Origin of the sequence: Klebsiella sp. CB_Kp196 (assembly GCF_040061575.1) — a bacterium.
GTDB classification, from domain to species: Bacteria; Pseudomonadota; Gammaproteobacteria; order Enterobacterales; family Enterobacteriaceae; genus Klebsiella; species Klebsiella michiganensis.
This window is the reverse complement of the sequence record NZ_JBEAFH010000032.1, coordinates 71,176-86,488: the sequence shown is the minus strand read 5'-3', so window position 1 is coordinate 86,488 and position 15,313 is coordinate 71,176. Positions and strand designations below refer to the sequence as shown.

General features: G+C 62.5%; 15 protein-coding genes. 1 reads left to right on the top strand and 14 read right to left on the bottom strand.

Going from position 1 to position 15,313, the window contains the following annotated elements; all coding sequences use genetic code 11:
- Positions 1-128 precede the first annotated feature (128 nt).
- Positions 129-1,703 carry a nif-specific transcriptional activator NifA gene (nifA, locus tag ABLU87_RS06150; RefSeq protein ID WP_049104332.1) on the bottom strand — a complete coding sequence of 525 codons (1,575 nt, stop codon included), beginning with the start codon at positions 1,701-1,703 and terminating at the stop codon, positions 129-131.
- Positions 1,700-3,187 carry a nitrogen fixation negative regulator NifL gene (gene nifL / locus ABLU87_RS06145; protein ID WP_025107736.1) on the bottom strand — a complete coding sequence of 496 codons (1,488 nt, stop codon included), beginning with the start codon at positions 3,185-3,187 and terminating at the stop codon, positions 1,700-1,702. Before nifL ends, nifA begins: the two co-directional genes overlap by 4 nt.
- Before the next feature lie 320 nt (positions 3,188-3,507).
- Here nifL and ABLU87_RS06140 point away from each other — a divergent pair, with 320 nt between their 5' ends.
- Positions 3,508-4,038: a flavodoxin gene (locus ABLU87_RS06140; protein ID WP_014838926.1), complete on the top strand. Its 531-nt coding sequence runs from the start codon at positions 3,508-3,510 to the stop codon at positions 4,036-4,038.
- Between the two features lie 22 nt (positions 4,039-4,060).
- Here ABLU87_RS06140 and nifM read toward each other — a convergent pair whose 3' ends face one another.
- The 12 genes from nifM to nifK form a co-directional block, all read right to left on the bottom strand.
- Positions 4,061-4,861: a nitrogen fixation protein NifM gene (nifM, locus tag ABLU87_RS06135; protein ID WP_032719817.1), complete on the bottom strand. Its 801-nt coding sequence runs from the start codon at positions 4,859-4,861 to the stop codon at positions 4,061-4,063.
- On the bottom strand, positions 4,858-5,304 hold the full coding sequence (locus ABLU87_RS06130; RefSeq protein ID WP_032719815.1) for a nitrogen fixation protein NifZ: 447 nt from the start codon (positions 5,302-5,304) through the stop codon (positions 4,858-4,860). The genes nifM and ABLU87_RS06130 overlap by 4 nt, the downstream gene beginning before the upstream one ends.
- Positions 5,301-5,561 (bottom strand): nitrogenase-stabilizing/protective protein NifW, encoded by a 261-nt coding sequence (locus ABLU87_RS06125; protein WP_014230032.1) that lies wholly within the window; start codon positions 5,559-5,561, stop codon positions 5,301-5,303. Before ABLU87_RS06125 ends, ABLU87_RS06130 begins: the two co-directional genes overlap by 4 nt.
- Complete coding sequence (gene nifV / locus ABLU87_RS06120) at positions 5,561-6,703, bottom strand: homocitrate synthase (RefSeq protein ID WP_032693846.1); 1,143 nt, start codon at positions 6,701-6,703, stop codon at positions 5,561-5,563. The genes ABLU87_RS06125 and nifV overlap by 1 nt, the downstream gene beginning before the upstream one ends.
- Before the next feature lie 14 nt (positions 6,704-6,717).
- Positions 6,718-7,920 (bottom strand): cysteine desulfurase NifS, encoded by a 1,203-nt coding sequence (gene nifS / locus ABLU87_RS06115; protein ID WP_128334800.1) that lies wholly within the window; start codon positions 7,918-7,920, stop codon positions 6,718-6,720.
- A gap of 30 nt (positions 7,921-7,950) precedes the next feature.
- Positions 7,951-8,775, bottom strand: coding sequence for a Fe-S cluster assembly protein NifU (gene nifU, locus ABLU87_RS06110; protein WP_032719811.1), 825 nt, complete (start codon positions 8,773-8,775; stop codon positions 7,951-7,953).
- Positions 8,776-8,969: 194 nt separating this feature from the next.
- Positions 8,970-9,440 carry a NifB/NifX family molybdenum-iron cluster-binding protein gene (locus ABLU87_RS06105; RefSeq protein ID WP_014230028.1) on the bottom strand — a complete coding sequence of 157 codons (471 nt, stop codon included), beginning with the start codon at positions 9,438-9,440 and terminating at the stop codon, positions 8,970-8,972.
- The gene (nifN, locus tag ABLU87_RS06100) at positions 9,427-10,812 is read right to left on the bottom strand and encodes a nitrogenase iron-molybdenum cofactor biosynthesis protein NifN (RefSeq protein WP_025107730.1); all 1,386 of its coding nucleotides are present in this window, start codon (positions 10,810-10,812) and stop codon (positions 9,427-9,429) included. Before nifN ends, ABLU87_RS06105 begins: the two co-directional genes overlap by 14 nt.
- Before the next feature lie 10 nt (positions 10,813-10,822).
- The gene (gene nifE, locus ABLU87_RS06095) at positions 10,823-12,196 is read right to left on the bottom strand and encodes a nitrogenase iron-molybdenum cofactor biosynthesis protein NifE (protein WP_025107729.1); all 1,374 of its coding nucleotides are present in this window, start codon (positions 12,194-12,196) and stop codon (positions 10,823-10,825) included.
- A gap of 585 nt (positions 12,197-12,781) precedes the next feature.
- Positions 12,782-13,444, bottom strand: a complete 663-nt coding sequence (locus tag ABLU87_RS06090; RefSeq protein ID WP_046877501.1) for a NifB/NifX family molybdenum-iron cluster-binding protein — start codon at positions 13,442-13,444, stop codon at positions 12,782-12,784.
- A gap of 10 nt (positions 13,445-13,454) precedes the next feature.
- Positions 13,455-13,673, bottom strand: coding sequence for a putative nitrogen fixation protein NifT (nifT, locus tag ABLU87_RS06085; protein ID WP_014230024.1), 219 nt, complete (start codon positions 13,671-13,673; stop codon positions 13,455-13,457).
- Between the two features lie 39 nt (positions 13,674-13,712).
- Positions 13,713-15,275, bottom strand: a complete 1,563-nt coding sequence (nifK, locus tag ABLU87_RS06080; protein ID WP_025107726.1) for a nitrogenase molybdenum-iron protein subunit beta — start codon at positions 15,273-15,275, stop codon at positions 13,713-13,715.
- Positions 15,276-15,313 lie beyond the last annotated feature (38 nt).

Genomic DNA, 15,313 nt, shown 5'->3' with positions numbered 1-15,313 from the left:
GCAAATGCTATACCAGAGGGATTTTTTACAACCCTATGAAAAATAAACGCTTTAACTGACGGCCGGCCAGGTAAAATTGTCGTAATTCCGCCGCGCTGGCGACAATGTCCTGAATCTCACATAACGCTTCACAGCCGCGGCATGGTGATATCCATGATCTGAATGCGATACGCCACCTGACGCGGCGTCATCCCGAGCAGCCGCGCCGCTTTGGCCTGCACCCAGCCCGCTTTCTCCAGGGCGGCGATCAGCCGCTGGCGCTCGTCGAGGCTGTTGTCGAGCCAGCCGTCTTCCGTCTGGCCGCCGTTGGGCAGCGCTTTCGGCGGGTTATCGCGATGGTTGAACAGAATCACGTCCCGGTCGATCAGGCCGCTTTCCGACATCACCGCCGAACGTTCGAGACAGTTTTCCAGTTCGCGGACGTTTCCCGGCCAGCTGTACTCCATCAGCAGGCGAATTGCCCCATCGCTGATGCGCAGCGTTCGCCCCTGGCTGTGGGCGATTTTACGTACCAGAAAATGCGCCAGTTCGGCGATATCCTCCTGGCGCTCGCGCAGCGGCGGCAGCGCGATAGGCATTACGTTCAGGCGGTAGTAAAGGTCTTCACGGAAATGCCCCAGCCGCACCTCCTCTTCCAGATGGCGGTTGGTCGCCGCAATAATGCGTACGTTGACGCGCAGGGTTTCATCGCCGCCGACGCGCTCCATCTCTCCTTCTTGCAGAATTCGCAGCAGCTTGGCCTGAAACGAGGCGCTGCTTTCACCGATTTCATCCAGGAATAGGGTGCCGCCGTCCGCCAGCTCAAAGCGGCCTTTCCGCTGGCGCACCGCGCCGGTGAACGCGCCTTTCTCATGGCCGAACAGCTCGCTCTCCAGCAGATTGTCCGGCAGCGCCGCGCAGTTAAATTTGACGAATGCGGCGGCGGCGCGCGGGGAATTATGATGAATGGCGTTGGCGATCAGCTCTTTCCCGGTGCCGCTCTCGCCGCGCACCAGCACCGTGGTATCCCAGCGGGAGACCTGACGGATAATGTCCATAATCTGCCGCATCGCCGGGCTTTTGCCGACCATATTCTCCAGGCCGAAACCGCGCGAAGGGGTACAGGCGCGCGGGCGCTCAACTCGGGAGCTCTGCTGCGGCGGCTGCGGGGCGGAGGTCGGCAGAATCATCAGGCGAATCGTCTGGGCCACCAGATTGGCGACGGTTTCGAGAAAGCGCGTGCAGGCGGGTAGCCGCTCTTCCTGACGCGCCATCGGCTGTGCCGCCAGTACGCCGATGGGCCGGGAGTGGGGGCCCATCAGCGGAACGGCGATAAACGGCAGGTCGTAGTCGTACAGGCTCAGACGATCGAGAAAGCGCTGGTCATCGGCGACGCGCGGCAGCACCAGCGACTGGCCCTGCGCCAGCACGGTACCGACCAATCCTTCCCCCGGCCGGTAGCGAATTTGCGTACTGCCGGGCAGCGTCTGGTTTTCCGTTTGCTGTAGCGCTTCGATGCTCAGGATCTCCTGCTGGCTGTCGTACAGGCAAATCATCCCGTGCTGCATAAACGCATCGTTATGTAAAACGCTCAGCACCTCCTGCAGGGTTTTGCTCGCTTCGGTAGCGCGGCTCAGCACCACGCTTATCCGCTGCATGGCGGTAAACTGTTGGGAGAGATCGAAGCGCCTGACGGTGGTGTCCGAATCGGATTTATGGATCATTGCTCACCTCCGGTCAGGGTATCAAAGAGCGGGAATCGCAGAACGAGGCTGGTGCCTCCCTGCGGGCGCGAAGCCAGTTCAATCGCGCCGCGGTGGTAGGCGACCAGCGTTTGGATCAGCCGCAGCTCCATCCCTTTGCCGGGAGAGTTTAAAGCATCGGGGGAGTGGGCGTAGCGCACCTGCAGCAGCGGTACATTGTCGTTGAGATACAGCGAGAGCCAGCCCTCGTCCTCTTCGGCATAAAGCTCGATCTCCAGCGGTACGGAGGGCAGTTCAGCGGCGAGGGCCAGCGTCCGATCGAGCCATAAACTTAAGCAGGCCAGCATCTGGGTACGCTGGCCGAAGCCGACCAGATGCGGCGATGCCATGTCAACCCGCAGCCGCGCGCGATCGTCAAAGCGGGTGCGGTAGAGGGCGTACAGGTCGTCAAAGAAGGGCTGAAGCGGCCAGACGGCGCTGCTTTCCAGTTCGAGAGAAGGGCGGCAGCGCTGCAGTCGCGCCATGGCCTCTTCGCCTTCGCGCCACGCCGCGTCCAGCGCCACGTTGCCGCTGCCTTCGCCGTTCAGCCGACGGGCCGCCGCCAGCATATTGATCGGGCAATTAAGCTGAATCAGCGCCGCGTCCAGCGACTCGCGAATGGCGGCCAGCAGCTTTCCGGCGGTCATCTGCTGCTTCAGACGGTCGAGACGGCCCTGCTCCTGCTGCTGGCGCTGCTGGGTGCAGTCGGCGATCACCACCAGCGTGCGCGCCGGGGCGCTGTCGACAAAATAGCGGCTGGCCTCTTCGCTTACGCCGGGCAGCCCCCAGCAGGTCACCGACAGCCAGCGCACCGCGCCACGAACCACCACCGGCAGGATTTGCTCCGCGCCGGGCCCCATTTTGCGCGGTGAAATCTGGAGCTCGACCAGCAGCTCTTTTCCGCCGCAGTCCGCGCAGTACGTTTTGTAGGCGAGATTATCCATCACCACCCGATCCTGCTCATCCACCACGACCACGGCGGCGGGGATGTTGTTGAGCACCGCCTCCATCAGCGTCATATGATTGCGCAGCCGCTGTTCCAGGGTATAGCTGACGCTGATGTCCCGCTGCATCGCCAGATAATGCTCCAGCTCGCCCTGGGGATTCAGCACCGGCGTGATGTCGATATCCACCAGATACAGGCCGCCGTCGCGGCGCTGATTAATCAGCTGGCCGCGCCACGGCTGGCGCTGAAGCAGGGTTTGCCACATCTGCTGGTAGATTTCTCGCGGCGTCTGGCTGCTGGCCAGCAGGCGCGGGTTTTGATTGAGCAATTGCGCCAGCGAATATCCGCTCTGGCGGCAAAACGCCGGGTTGGCGTAGATAATATTCGCCCGGGCATCGGTGAGGGAAATGGCTACCGATGCCTGTTCGACCATCGTAAAAAATAGCCCCGGATGTTGTTGAGTCAGCGCACCGGCAATCGCCTCGGGTACGGCGTTATCGAGCATCATATTCAGGGTCATCGCAAACTCCTGTGTCGCAGTTATGACAATTTGTCCGACACCGTGACGAGAACGCCGCGGCGTTTGTCGAATCTCGATAACCATGCAAAGCGTGCGCCCTTATCGGCGTGATAAGCAGAAACATTGATCCGGTAGGGGAAAAACCAGCGCTTTTTTCATTTTAAGCGGCCCGCCGGCCCCGCTGCGGGCGGCGGGAGGGCGCGGAAGCGATCGTTTTGGGGCAGGGGTGAGCCGCGATAGTGCAAAGAAACCTGGCACAGCCTTCGCAATACCTCTGCGAGAACGCGTATTTTCAACCCCCTTTCCGACAGGAGCGCAATATGGCGAACATTGGTATTTTCTTTGGCACCGATACCGGTAAAACCCGCAAAATCGCGAAAATGATCCACAAACAGCTGGGCGAGCTGGCGGATGCCCCGGTCAACATTAACCGCACGACGCTGGACGACTTTATGGCCTATCCGGTGCTGCTGCTGGGCACGCCGACGCTCGGCGACGGCCAGCTGCCGGGGCTTGAGGCCGGATGCGAAGGCGAATCATGGAGCGAATTCATCAGCGGCCTCGACGACGCCAGCCTGAGCGGGAAAACCGTGGCGCTGTTCGGCCTCGGCGACCAGAAAGGCTACCCAGACAACTTCGTTAGCGGGATGCGTCCGCTGTACGACGCTCTGCGCGCGCGCGGCGCGCAGATAATCGGCAGCTGGCCAAATGAGGGCTATGAATTCAGCGCCTCTGCGGCGCTGGAAGGCGAACGCTTTATTGGGCTGGTATTGGATCAGGATAACCAGTTCGACCAGACCGAAGCGCGTCTGGCGAGCTGGCTTGAGGAGATTAAACGCACGGTGCTGTAGGCGTTAACGGGTAGCCGCGAGGCTACCCGCACAGGCCCGGCTGACGGGAGATCGTTTGTTCCAGCCACTGGCGCTGATGGCGCTGCTGGCTCTGCTGCCAAAGATAATCGCGCGCGCTCTCCAGCGCCTGCTGCGGCTCCATGGGCGCGGCGGGACGAATTGCTTCACACCATAAAAGATGCCACCCCAGCTCGCTGGCGACGGGGAGGCTCAGGGCGTTTTCCGCCAGTGAAAACAGCGCGGTCTCGAGCTGGGGATAGAGCAGCCCGCGGCTAATCCAGCCCAGACGGCCCTCTTCCAGGGCGCTTGGGCAGTGGGAGTGGCGGCGAGCCAGCGGAGCAAACGCGTCCCGGGAGGCGTTGATTTGCCGATGCAGGCCGAGGATCCGCTGGTGTACGGCTTCGCGGTCGCCATCGACCGTCAGCAGCAGGTGGCGGGTCAGACGCTGCTCCGGGCGCATAAACTGCGTCTGGTGGCGCAGATACCAGGCCTGCACCGTGGAGAGATCCGGCTGCGGCGCCTGGCGGGCGATATCGGTAAAGCCGACCTCCAGTCGGGCGTGATGCAGCACGATGGCTGCGCGCTCCGGCGGCGTAAATTCCCCCTCGTCGAGCCAGACGGCAAGGGAGGCGGCGATATTCTCCAGCAGCGCCGCCGGAATATCGCTTTCCGGGACCCGCGCGACGATCGCCTGCTCCATGCGGCACTGACGTTGCCAGGCCTGTTCAAAAGCCTGCGTATCGGCCGGCTCCAGGGCCGTCGGGTCGCTATTCCAGCGGCTGCGCGCCAGCCGCTGCCGGGCAAAACGTTGCCATGCGTTCATTCTTCTCTCTCCTCTATAAGGGTGATGGCCCGCGCCGGAACCCTGAACCAGCGGCCGCTAAAGTCAACGGTGTAGCTGTCGCCGGTCTCTCCGCGATCGGTCGCCTCGATGCGTCCCCGCTGGCCGACGGCCACGACGACTTCGCCGTTGACCGCGAGCGCCATCCGACAGGCGACGTTATCACCGTATTGCAAGTTTCCGGCCAGCCACGGCTGGGTGATGGGGATCAGCTCCTGTTCGCGGCAGCCGATGATCCGATCGCTCTCCGGAAAGTGGATCTGGTAGATAATTTGATCCTGCAAAAAAACGCCCCAGTCGCGCACAAAGCCGGTGCTGCCGCGCCTGACCAGCAGCGCGCCGGGGGAGAAGCCCGCCACGGTGCCGTCGTTACGAATCGCGCGTACGACGCGGACCTCTTCGCTAAAGGTGAATTTCGGTCTCATGTTCCGCTCTCCTGAAACTGTTGCTGATAGCTCTCCGCGAGCAGTCGTCGCGCCAGCAGCCAGTGAGCGCGGGCGTTTTCCTCCAGCCGGTTTTGCAGCGGCACCTCGGCGCGCAGTTTGCGGTGAAAGGTTGCCAGCACCGGCAGGCAGCAGCGGCCAAGCAGCTCGGGTTGGTAGGGGACGGCGAAAAACTGGAAAAAGGATTCGGCGGAGCGAAGTTCGTCCACGCCGGGAATTTGATAAAACCACTCCATCATTACCCCCTCGCCCGCAGGGCGGATTCACCGCACAGCTCGTCGTAGATAGCCACCAGCTCATAATCTTTCGGGCTGCGCTTCCAGTTCTCGGCGAAGCGGCGGATGGCGGGCAGCAGCTGGTTAATTTGCGCGGCGTTAAGGTGATAGCCCATCTGGTCAAATACGCCGTTGACCGCCTGACGCCCGGAGTGTTTACCCAGCACCAGCCGGTAGCTGCGGCCCATCAGGGAAGGGGCGATCGACTGATAGCTCTCGCTGTCGCGCAGCAGCGCCGCTACGTGGACCCCTGATTCATGGGTAAACACCAGCTCGCCGACCAGCGGCTGCTGCGGGTCGATGGCGCGCTGGGCGGCTTCGGCGACCCTCTGACAGAGCGCGGGCAGCGCCGGAAAATGCACGCCGGTCTTCACGCCGAGGCAGCGCTCCAGGCCCAGCGCGACGGTTTCCAGCGCCGCGTTGCCCGCCCGCTCGCCGAGGCCGAGGATCGTCGTATTCACGCTGGTGGCCCCGGCGCTTACCGCCGCCAGCGTATTGGCGGTGGCCATACCCAGGTCGTTGTGGGCGTGCATTTCGATTTCCCCGGACCAGACTTCGCGCAGGGCCGAGATTTGCGCCGCGGTGGTGAGGGGGTCGAGCAGGCCGACCGTGTCGGCATAGCGCAGGCGGGCGGCGCCGCACTGCTGCGCGACCTCGGCGATAGCGCGCAGGGCCTGGACGCCGGCGCGCGAGGCGTCCTCGCAGCCGATGCATACCCGCAGACCGAGCGTATGCGCAAGGCGGATAAACATCGCCAGCCGCTCCAGCAGCACCGTCAGCGGCTCGCGCAGTTTGTACTGCCGCAGCTTATCTGAAGCCGGAATCGAAATATCCACCCAGTCAACGCCCAGATCGGCGCTCTGGCGGATTTCCAGCGCGTTCATCCGGCACCAGGTCATCAGCGTCGCGTCGGGCAGCTGGCGACGCACCAGCTGGATCCGCGCGATCTCCTCGTCCCCCATCGCCGGGGTGCCGACCTCCATCGCCGTAATCCCTGCGGCATAAAGCGCCTCGGCAATGGCGACCTTTTCGCTGGTGCGAAAGGCGACGCCGGGGCTCTGTTCGCCGTCGCGCAGGGTGGTATCGTTAATCAGCACGCGTCCCATCAGCCACCTCCGCCTTAGCCGTAAACCGGCGTGAAGATGGCATCCGCCGGGCGCGGCTTGCCGTTGTGCCAGTAGGGCGACAGCGCGCGCAGCCGGTCGATAATCGGCGGCAGCGCGGTGACGACGTAATCGATCTCTTTCTCCCGGGTGTAGCGCGAGAGGGAAAAGCGGATGGTGCCGTGGGCGGCGGTATAGGGGATATTCATCGCCCGCATCACGTGGGAGGGTTCCAGCGAGCCTGACGTGCAGGCGCTGCCGCTGGAGGCGGCGATCCCGGCCTGGTTGAGCAGCAGCAGAATGGCCTCACCCTCAATAAACTCAAAGGCCAGATTCGCCGTGCCGGGCACCCGCGGCTGGCTACCGCCCATCACCATGACCGACGGCACGCTGGCCAGCAGGCGATGCTCCAGCCTGTCGCGCAGCTGGCCGATATGCGCCATTCCCGGCAGATGAATATTCGCCAGCTCGCAGGCCGCGCCCATGCCGACGATTCCGCAGATATTTTCCGTCCCGGCGCGCCGACCGTACTCCTGATGACCGCCGCGCAGCAGCGGGCGAAAGCGCGTTCCCCGGCGCAGATAGAGGCAGCCTACGCCTTTTGGTCCGTGAAACTTATGCGCCGAGCAGGAGAGCATGTCGATGCGGGTCTCGCCCACGGCAATCGGCATTTTGCCCACCACCTGTACCGCATCGCAGTGAAACAGCGCCCCTTGTTCATGGGCCAGCTCCGCCATTTCGGCGATCGGGAAAAGCACCCCGGTTTCGTTATTCGCCCACATAGCGCTGACCAGCGCGACGCGCGGGCTGAGCGCGGCGCGGAACTGCGCCATGTCCAGCGCCCCCTCGCTATCCACCGCGATGCGATGGATCAGGTAGCCCTGGCGCTCCAGGTGCTCGCAGGCCGCCAGCGTCGCCGGATGTTCGACCGCGCTGGTGATAATTTCGCGCCGCTCCGGCAGCAGGGCGATGGCCGAGGCGATGGCGGTGGCGGTAGCTTCGGTGGCGCAGGAGGTAAAGATGATCTCGCTGGGATACTCCGCGCCCAGCAGCGCCGCGGTCTGTTGATGCGCGCGCTCCAGAGCCGCCTGGGCCGGTAGGCCAAAATCGTGTATCGACGAGGGGTTGCCGTAAAAGTCGGTCAAAAAGGGCATCATCGCTTCCAGAACCATTGGGTCCAGACGGGTGGTGGCGTTGTTATCGAGATAAACCTGTTTCATCTTGTCCCCCTAGGGTCAGTTAACCGCGGCTCAGGCCGCCACCACTTCCATATAACAGCCGGTACGTTCCATCAGTTTTTGCTGCAGCCAGGCCAGGGTCATATCGGTCATCATGCAGCCGCTACAGCTGCCGGAGAGGCTGACGGTCACCTGGTGGTTGGCGACGCTGAGCAGCGACATATCGCCGCCGTCGGCCTGAATATGCGGGCGCAGTTCAGCGATGGTCTCGACGACGCTCTGCCAGTGCGGATCTTTGCCGCTGGCCGCAGCGGGCGGCGTCTGCGGCGGCTGCGCGAGGATCTGCGCCAGCGCCAGCTCGATTTTTTCGTGGCAGGCGGTGCAGCCGCCGCCCGCTTTGGTGTAGTTGATCACCTCTTCAAGGGTGGTCAGGCCGTTGTTCTGCACCGCGCGGCGAATGTGTCCTTCATCGACGCCGAAGCATTTGCAGATCAGCTTGCCCTCCTCATGCTCCTCCTCCAGGCTTTCGCCGCGAAAGTTGGCGATAGCCGCGCGCAGGGCCTCCTGGCCCATCACCGAGCAGTGCATTTTCTCCGGCGGTAGCCCGTCGAGATAATCGGCAATCTGCTGATTGGTTATCTGCCCGGCTTCGGCCAGGGTATGGCCGATAATCAGCTCCGTCAGCGCGGAGGAGGAGGCGATGGCGCTGCCGCAGCCGAAGGTCTGGAAGCCCGCTTCCTGGATAATTTCGCTTTGCGGGTCAACGCGCAGCATCAGGCGCAGCGCGTCGCCGCAGCTTAATGACCCCACATCGCCTACCGCGTTGGCGTTGTCCACCACGCGCGCGTTGCGGGGATTAAAAAAATGGTCTTTCACTTTCTCGGAGTAATTCCACATGCTGTCAGCTCCAGGGATGATGACGGAAAACGCCGGGGCGCGGTTCACCGCAGGAGTGCGGTGGCGTTAACGAACTAGCAAATGCGATACCAGAGAATAAAATGCAATATTTTCAATTTGTTATATTTTACCCTGACAAGACGCGCCCGACAGTGTCGGGATGTTTTGTGGGTTTTGTCACACAAACGACACGGCTAGCGGCGCGGGTCCGGTTCCTCATGCCACTCCTGTTCCTGCAGCAGACGGGTAAAGCGCTCCGGGTCGCGCTGGCGCGCATTTTTGCGCTGCCCTTTGTCGTACCAGTAAAGCTGGATCTCCTGCAGTAAGCCGACGATGGTGGTGTCGGCGGGAACGCGTTCGGCGCGGACGCCGACCTGCAACAGCTGACGAAAAACCGCGTCGCCAATCGCCACGCAGAACAGCGTGACGCAATCCTCAAGGGCGTGGATCCGCCTGGCGATCTTCTCCGTCTGGTGGCCGTTCTCAACGGAGAAATCAACCACCCGGATCAGGGTGACCCGATCCGCCTTGACGCCATATACCACCAGCCGCGGCGTGGCGCCAAAATGCTGATCGACATGACGATAGTCGGAACTGGCGAAGGCGACCTTCATAGACCACTCATCGGAGTGGACCATATCAAACTGACGGTTAATCGGCGGCATAGGCGCCTCCTGTGGAGAGTGAAGATTCGGTGTTCTGGCGAAGCGGCGATCGGTAGCGGGCGAGGTGGTGATGGCGCTCGCGCATCAGGTTTGCCAGCTCGAACAGCGTATCGCGCATTCCGCTGTACCCCTGACGCACCCGGCGGAATTCACCGAGCTTGTCAAAGATCGGAAAACCCGCGCGCACCAGCGGCAGCGCAAACTGCTCCGCCAGGTCGCAGGCGTGGGAGTTGGCCACCAGCAGGTCGGCGGGTTGGGCGCACAGCAGCGTTTGCAGATCCTCCAGATCTCCCGGCACCACGCGTTCCACCGGCAGCTGGCGCAGGCTGGGATGGCCGGTAGGAGCCACCAGCGGGCCGGGCTGCATCCCCTGACTGTTGGCGAAATCACACCACGCCGCCAGCAGATCGCCTTCCGCCGCTATCGCCATGCGCTGGCCCTGAAGCCACATATGACAGTCGATCATCGCATCCTGCAGCTGACCGCGCTGGCGCTCCAGCCACGGGGGAACGGCGCGTCCGGAAATTTTCGCCAGTTGATGAATAAAGGCGTCGCAGCGATCGAGGGTCATCAGGTGCGGCAGGGCGATAACCTCGCCCCGGCAGCGCGGGGCCAGCAGCGATGACGCGCGGTGGAGGGAGACGCCAATGGCGAAGCTGCACAGGCTTTGTCCCATCTGTTCTATCTGGCGCAGCGGCGTCCCGCCCTGGGTCAGCGGCGAGAAATCGCCTTGCGCCAGGTGCCCATCCATCGATTGCGCAAGGTCCGGCAGGATTATCGGCTGCAGACCAAAGGCTTCGACGCATCGGCGCAGCCACTCGATATCGCCCGGCGAGCAGAGGTGGCTGACCAGCAGGTTGACCCGGCGATTGCGCTGAGCGGGGCGCGGCGTCGGCGCAACCCACTGCTCAATGACGCTCTCGAGCACCGCGCTGAAGCCGTTTTCCATGGAACCATAAAAATCCGGCGTGTTAACGGTTAATATCGCCACGCTCTTGTGCCGGGGATACTCTTCGCGAAACTGGCGAACCACGCGGGAAATGTCGCTGCCCTGAGCCTCAGACAGCCCGGTGCTGAGCAGCACGATAGCCTGCGGCGCGTTGCGCTGGCAGAGGGTGTCCAGGGCGGTGAAAATATTGCCGTCCGCGCCCATAATCGTCGAGGTGGGGTCCATCGCCGTCGACTGCAGGGGAACCGGGTCGTGGAAGTGTTGAATAAAAAAGACTTTGGCGAAGGCGCTGCATCCCTGCGCGCCGTGGACCAGAGGGATACTGTGTTCAATCCCGAGGCTGGCGAGGATTGCGCCGAGCGGCTGGCCGGTCTTGATCGGGCTGACCGCCAGCGGTTTATCGGTGCGGAAAATGTCTGCCATGGTGTACTCCTTAGTGCCACGGGGCGCGGGCATGGGTTTGCGGCCAGATGGGACTGTCGATGGTCTGACATAGCTGGCGGGCGAGGGTGACGATCCCCTTGTAGCCGGCGAAGGCGTGTTCGCGCTCCTGATTGATATCGAGAAACGGCAGCCTGGCTTTATAGGCGGTGTACATATTGCGTCCGCCGGCAATCATCAGGTCGGCCTGATAGCGATAGACCACATCCAGCAGCGTGCGGGCGTTGCCTTCTTCCAGCATTACCGCCTCTTCACCCATCAGCTCGCGGATCCGCTGTTTATCCTCTTCGGTGGATTTACGCGTGCCGGTTGCCACCACGGTCATGCCCAAATCCTGAAGCGCCGAGACCACCGACCAGGATTTCACCCCGCCGGTATAGAGCAGCGCTTTGCGGCCGCGCAGCCGTTCGCGCCACGGTTGTAGCGCCAGTTCCGCCGCCTGTTCCTCCCGCGCAATCAGCGCTTCGGTGCGCTGGCTAAGGTCGTCATCGCCCAGCAGCGCCGCCAGCTGGCGCAGGGCATCGGAGGTGGCGCGGATCCCGTAGAAGCTGCCTTCGAACCACGGCGTGCCGTAGCGCTGCTCCAGCGCTCTGGCGACGTTAATTAGCGCCCGCGAGCAGACCAGCATATTGGCCTGCGCCCGGTGCATGGTCTGGATCTCGGCGAAGCGGCCATCGCCGGAGAGGCTGCCGAGCACGCGGATCCCCAGCTCGTCGAGCAGCGGCTGAATATGCCAGAACTCGCCGGCAATATTGAATTCGCCAATCAGGCCAATATCGTGACGCTGCTCCGGGGCAAAGGGCGTGCTCTCCGGCCAGGGCGCGGGCTCGCGCTGACCGATGACCCGTTTCACCATGACCTCGCCGGCCAGCCGGTTACCGAGATTTTTACTGCCGTAAAAACCGGCCGCGTCAATGGCGATAACCGGTACGCCGGTGGCGGTCTGCGCGGCCTGGCATACCGCTTCCAGGTCATCGCCCTCCATGGCCGGTACGCAGGTGTTGTAGATAAAGACCGCCGCCGGATGATAACGGGTGACGATATGGCGAACGGCGTGAAACAGGCGACGTTCGCCGCGGCCCATAATCACGTCCTGTTCGTTGAGATCGGTGGTGAACCCGAGCCGATTCAGGGTGGGGCCGGAGCTGGCGCTGCCGCGGTTATCCCAGGAGCTTCCGGCGCAGCCGATGGGGCCATGGACCAGATGCGCCACGTCGGCAATGGGCAGCAGGGTTATCTGCGCGCCGTCGAACGCGCAGCCGCCGGCGGTGGCGCCGGGTTTGGGCGCGCTGCAGCCGGATTTTTGTTTATGGTTGTGTTCACAGGCCGGTTCATCCAGCAGCGCCAGAATTTCATTTCCCTTCATAGTGACCTCGTTGACGGTGGGGGATGAGGGGGAAGATGCAATTCGCGCTCCATAAGCGGCGCCTTGATATTTAAAGAAAAAGGGTTGTTGGCTTTGCGACAAAGCCAACAATCGGACAAGGGATGGCGGGGCGTGTCTTGTTTTGGCGAATAATAAGATAAGTGGAATATTCCGTTCACGGCGATATCGCGCTGGCATGGCTATTTGTTGCTGGAAGGCTGGCAGCGAGGGGGTTAGGCGCATCAAGAAAATTGGCGAGAACGCAGGCGCGCATCCAGGACAGGCCACCAGGACGGTGGCCAGAGGGCGGTCGAGACAGGGAGGTCGAGTCCGCCCGTTCCGCCAGATGAAGCCGGAGTGGAGCGTACCGCGCAGCGGCAATTTTCAGCGCGATGCCGGGGGTCATGGGGGGCGGGCGAAACGCCCCCCATGCCGTTCACCCGCAGCGGTCGTCATCAAGAGCCCGGAATAACCGTGAACGGAATATTCCCCTGAACGGAATAACGCCTGACCGTAACGTGGGGAACGCGTCCATACGCAAAAAAAAGCCCGCGGGGTCGGCGGGCAACAAGCACAAAACAGGGATTAAAAAATGCGCGCCTCCAGAGGGTTCTCCCGGTTAAGCCGCTTCGCTAGCCACGGCGGCAAACGGCCGGCCAGCAGCGTATTGATCGCCTCGCACTGGGCATGAATCGTCGTCCCGGGCTGCGCTTTCATCGGGTGGATCCGGTGGCGGATCAGCCGGGCGGCGGCGGGCCCGCCGATCTCCTGACAAAACAGCAGCTGGCAGTCTTCAATCAGCCGGGCGCGCACTTCGCTGGCTTCCTGCTGGGTGGGCGCGGAAGGATAGCGGCGCAGATCGTGCAGCCAGCCGCCTTGCTCATCGAACGCGTAGATAAAAAACAGCCGCCCCTGACCGAAATGGCCGTTAATCATCAGGCCATCCTGGGAGCAAAACGCCGCCAGCAGCTGCGGCGTTCGCTGGGCAGGGTGAACGATGCGTAAATGGGCGGGCAGCGCGCCCTGCAGGCTCGCCATCACCCGCGACCAGCGAGCGGGGGACATCACCGCCGTCGCGGAGGGAAAGCTGGCGGCCAGCTGCGGCTGGGTCAGGGTCGCCAGCCGCGCCGGGGTCAGCGTCTCGCCGCACTCCTGCGCCAGCCAGTCGACAATTTGCGCCGGCTGCAGGTCCGGCAGGGACTGAAACAGCGCCAGCATGCGCCAGAAAAGGGTATCGTTGTCGGACATCTCCAGCTCCTTATATCAACGCGCCGCGCGTCGCGCGCAGGCTTATCGGAAAGGCGGGGCGCCCCGGCTGCGGATTGACGTAGTAGCGGCGTCCCCCTTCCAGCGAAATCGCGCCGCCCCAGCGTTCAGCGTCGTTATGCTCAATCTGGAGCACTCGCGCCTCCAGATCCTGTTTCGCGATATAGGCGTACAGGTCCGCGCCGCGTTCACGGAAAATCACGATGGGCATACTCCCTCCTGGCCCCGCATGACGCGGGGCGCCTGATGGTTAACGGACGAGATCGAAACTGTAATCGGTTTTGCCCAGCTGGCTGGTATCGCTATCCAGTTTCTCCAGCACGGCGTTTACCAGCGTCGTCACAATGTTCATCGCCCCTTCATAACCCCAGGTTGTCTGGCGGTGTAGATGGTGGCGGTCGAACAGCGGAAAGCCGAGGCGGATAAGCGGTACTTCAAAGGCTTTGCCCTTCGCCAGGGTGTCGCGCTGGATAAACTTGCCGTAGGAGTTGCCGATCATAAAGTCCGGCTGACGGGTGAACATCAGCGAACGGAAGTGCCACAAATCGCAGTTGATAAACACTTCGCTGTCGCGCCCGTACGGCGAGGCATCAAGCATTTTCTTCATCGCTTTTTGCCAGCGTTTGTTGGCGTTATGGCTCAGGATCACCGTCGGCTCGCAGCCCAGCTCCAGCAGGAAGCGGGTGAGGCCCATCACGAAGTCCGGGTCGCCGTACAGGCCAAATTTCTTGCCGTGCAGCCAGGTGTGGGAATCGAGCATCATGTCAACCAGCCGGCCGCGCTCAAGGGTGAGGGCGTCGGCGATCGGCTTGCCGCTAAGTTGGCTGACGGTCATCAGCAGTTCATCGGTAGCGGCCAGCCCCAGCGGAATCGCGACCTCGGTGGCGGGCTGGTTCCACATCTCCTGCACCACTTTTTTGCTCTTCAGCAGCTGCCACGGCTGCAGAAGCAGCGTATCGATGGCGTCAGGGGCCTCTTTCATCTCCTGCTGCGTGGTGCCGCCGGAATACATCCGATAATGGCCGTCGGCGGGCGTGTCGAGAACTTCTGACGGATCGGAGAGCAGGCTGCACGGCACCGCCATCTGTTCCATCATCCGCTTTAATACGCGGAAGTTGCCGAGATAGGTTTCAAAGCCGGTCACCAGATTGAGCTTCTGCAGTTTGCCCGGTTGCCCCTGGTAGTCCGCGGTGAAGGTTTTGGCGAAGCCTTCAAACATGTTGTCCCAGCCGGTGACGTGGCTGCCGATAAAGCTTGGCGTATGGGCATGGGGCACGGCGATGCTGCTATCGACGAAGCCATCTTTTTTGGCGTTGGCGATAAACGCCTGCAGGTCATCGCCGATGACTTCCGCCATGCAGGTGGTGGAAACCGCGATGATCTCCGGCTTGTACAGGGCGCTGGCGTTCTGCAGACCCAGATTCATGTTGTTGTTGCCGCCGAAGACCGCCGCGTCTTCGGTCATCGAGTCGGAGACGCAGGCGATCGGCTCTTTGAAATGGCGGTTAAAATAGGTGCGAAAGTAGGCCACGCACCCCTGGGAGCCGTGGACGTACGGCAGGGTATTGGCAAATCCCAGCGAGCAAAGCACCGCGCCAAGCGGCTGGCAGGCTTTCGCCGGGTCAACGGTCAGCGCCTCGCGCTGGAAATTCAGCGCTTCATACTCGGCGGTGGTGGTCCAGGCAAAGACCTCCTGCACGCGCTGGGCATCGTGCGCTTCCTCCAGCTGCCGCTTATTGCGGAATAGCTCCTGGTATTCATCCTGTTCGAATAGCGGATAGCAGCTATTAATTTTATCAATCGTTTGGCTCATGGTGTTCTCCTCCCGCGCCACAAATCGGTGAACAGACG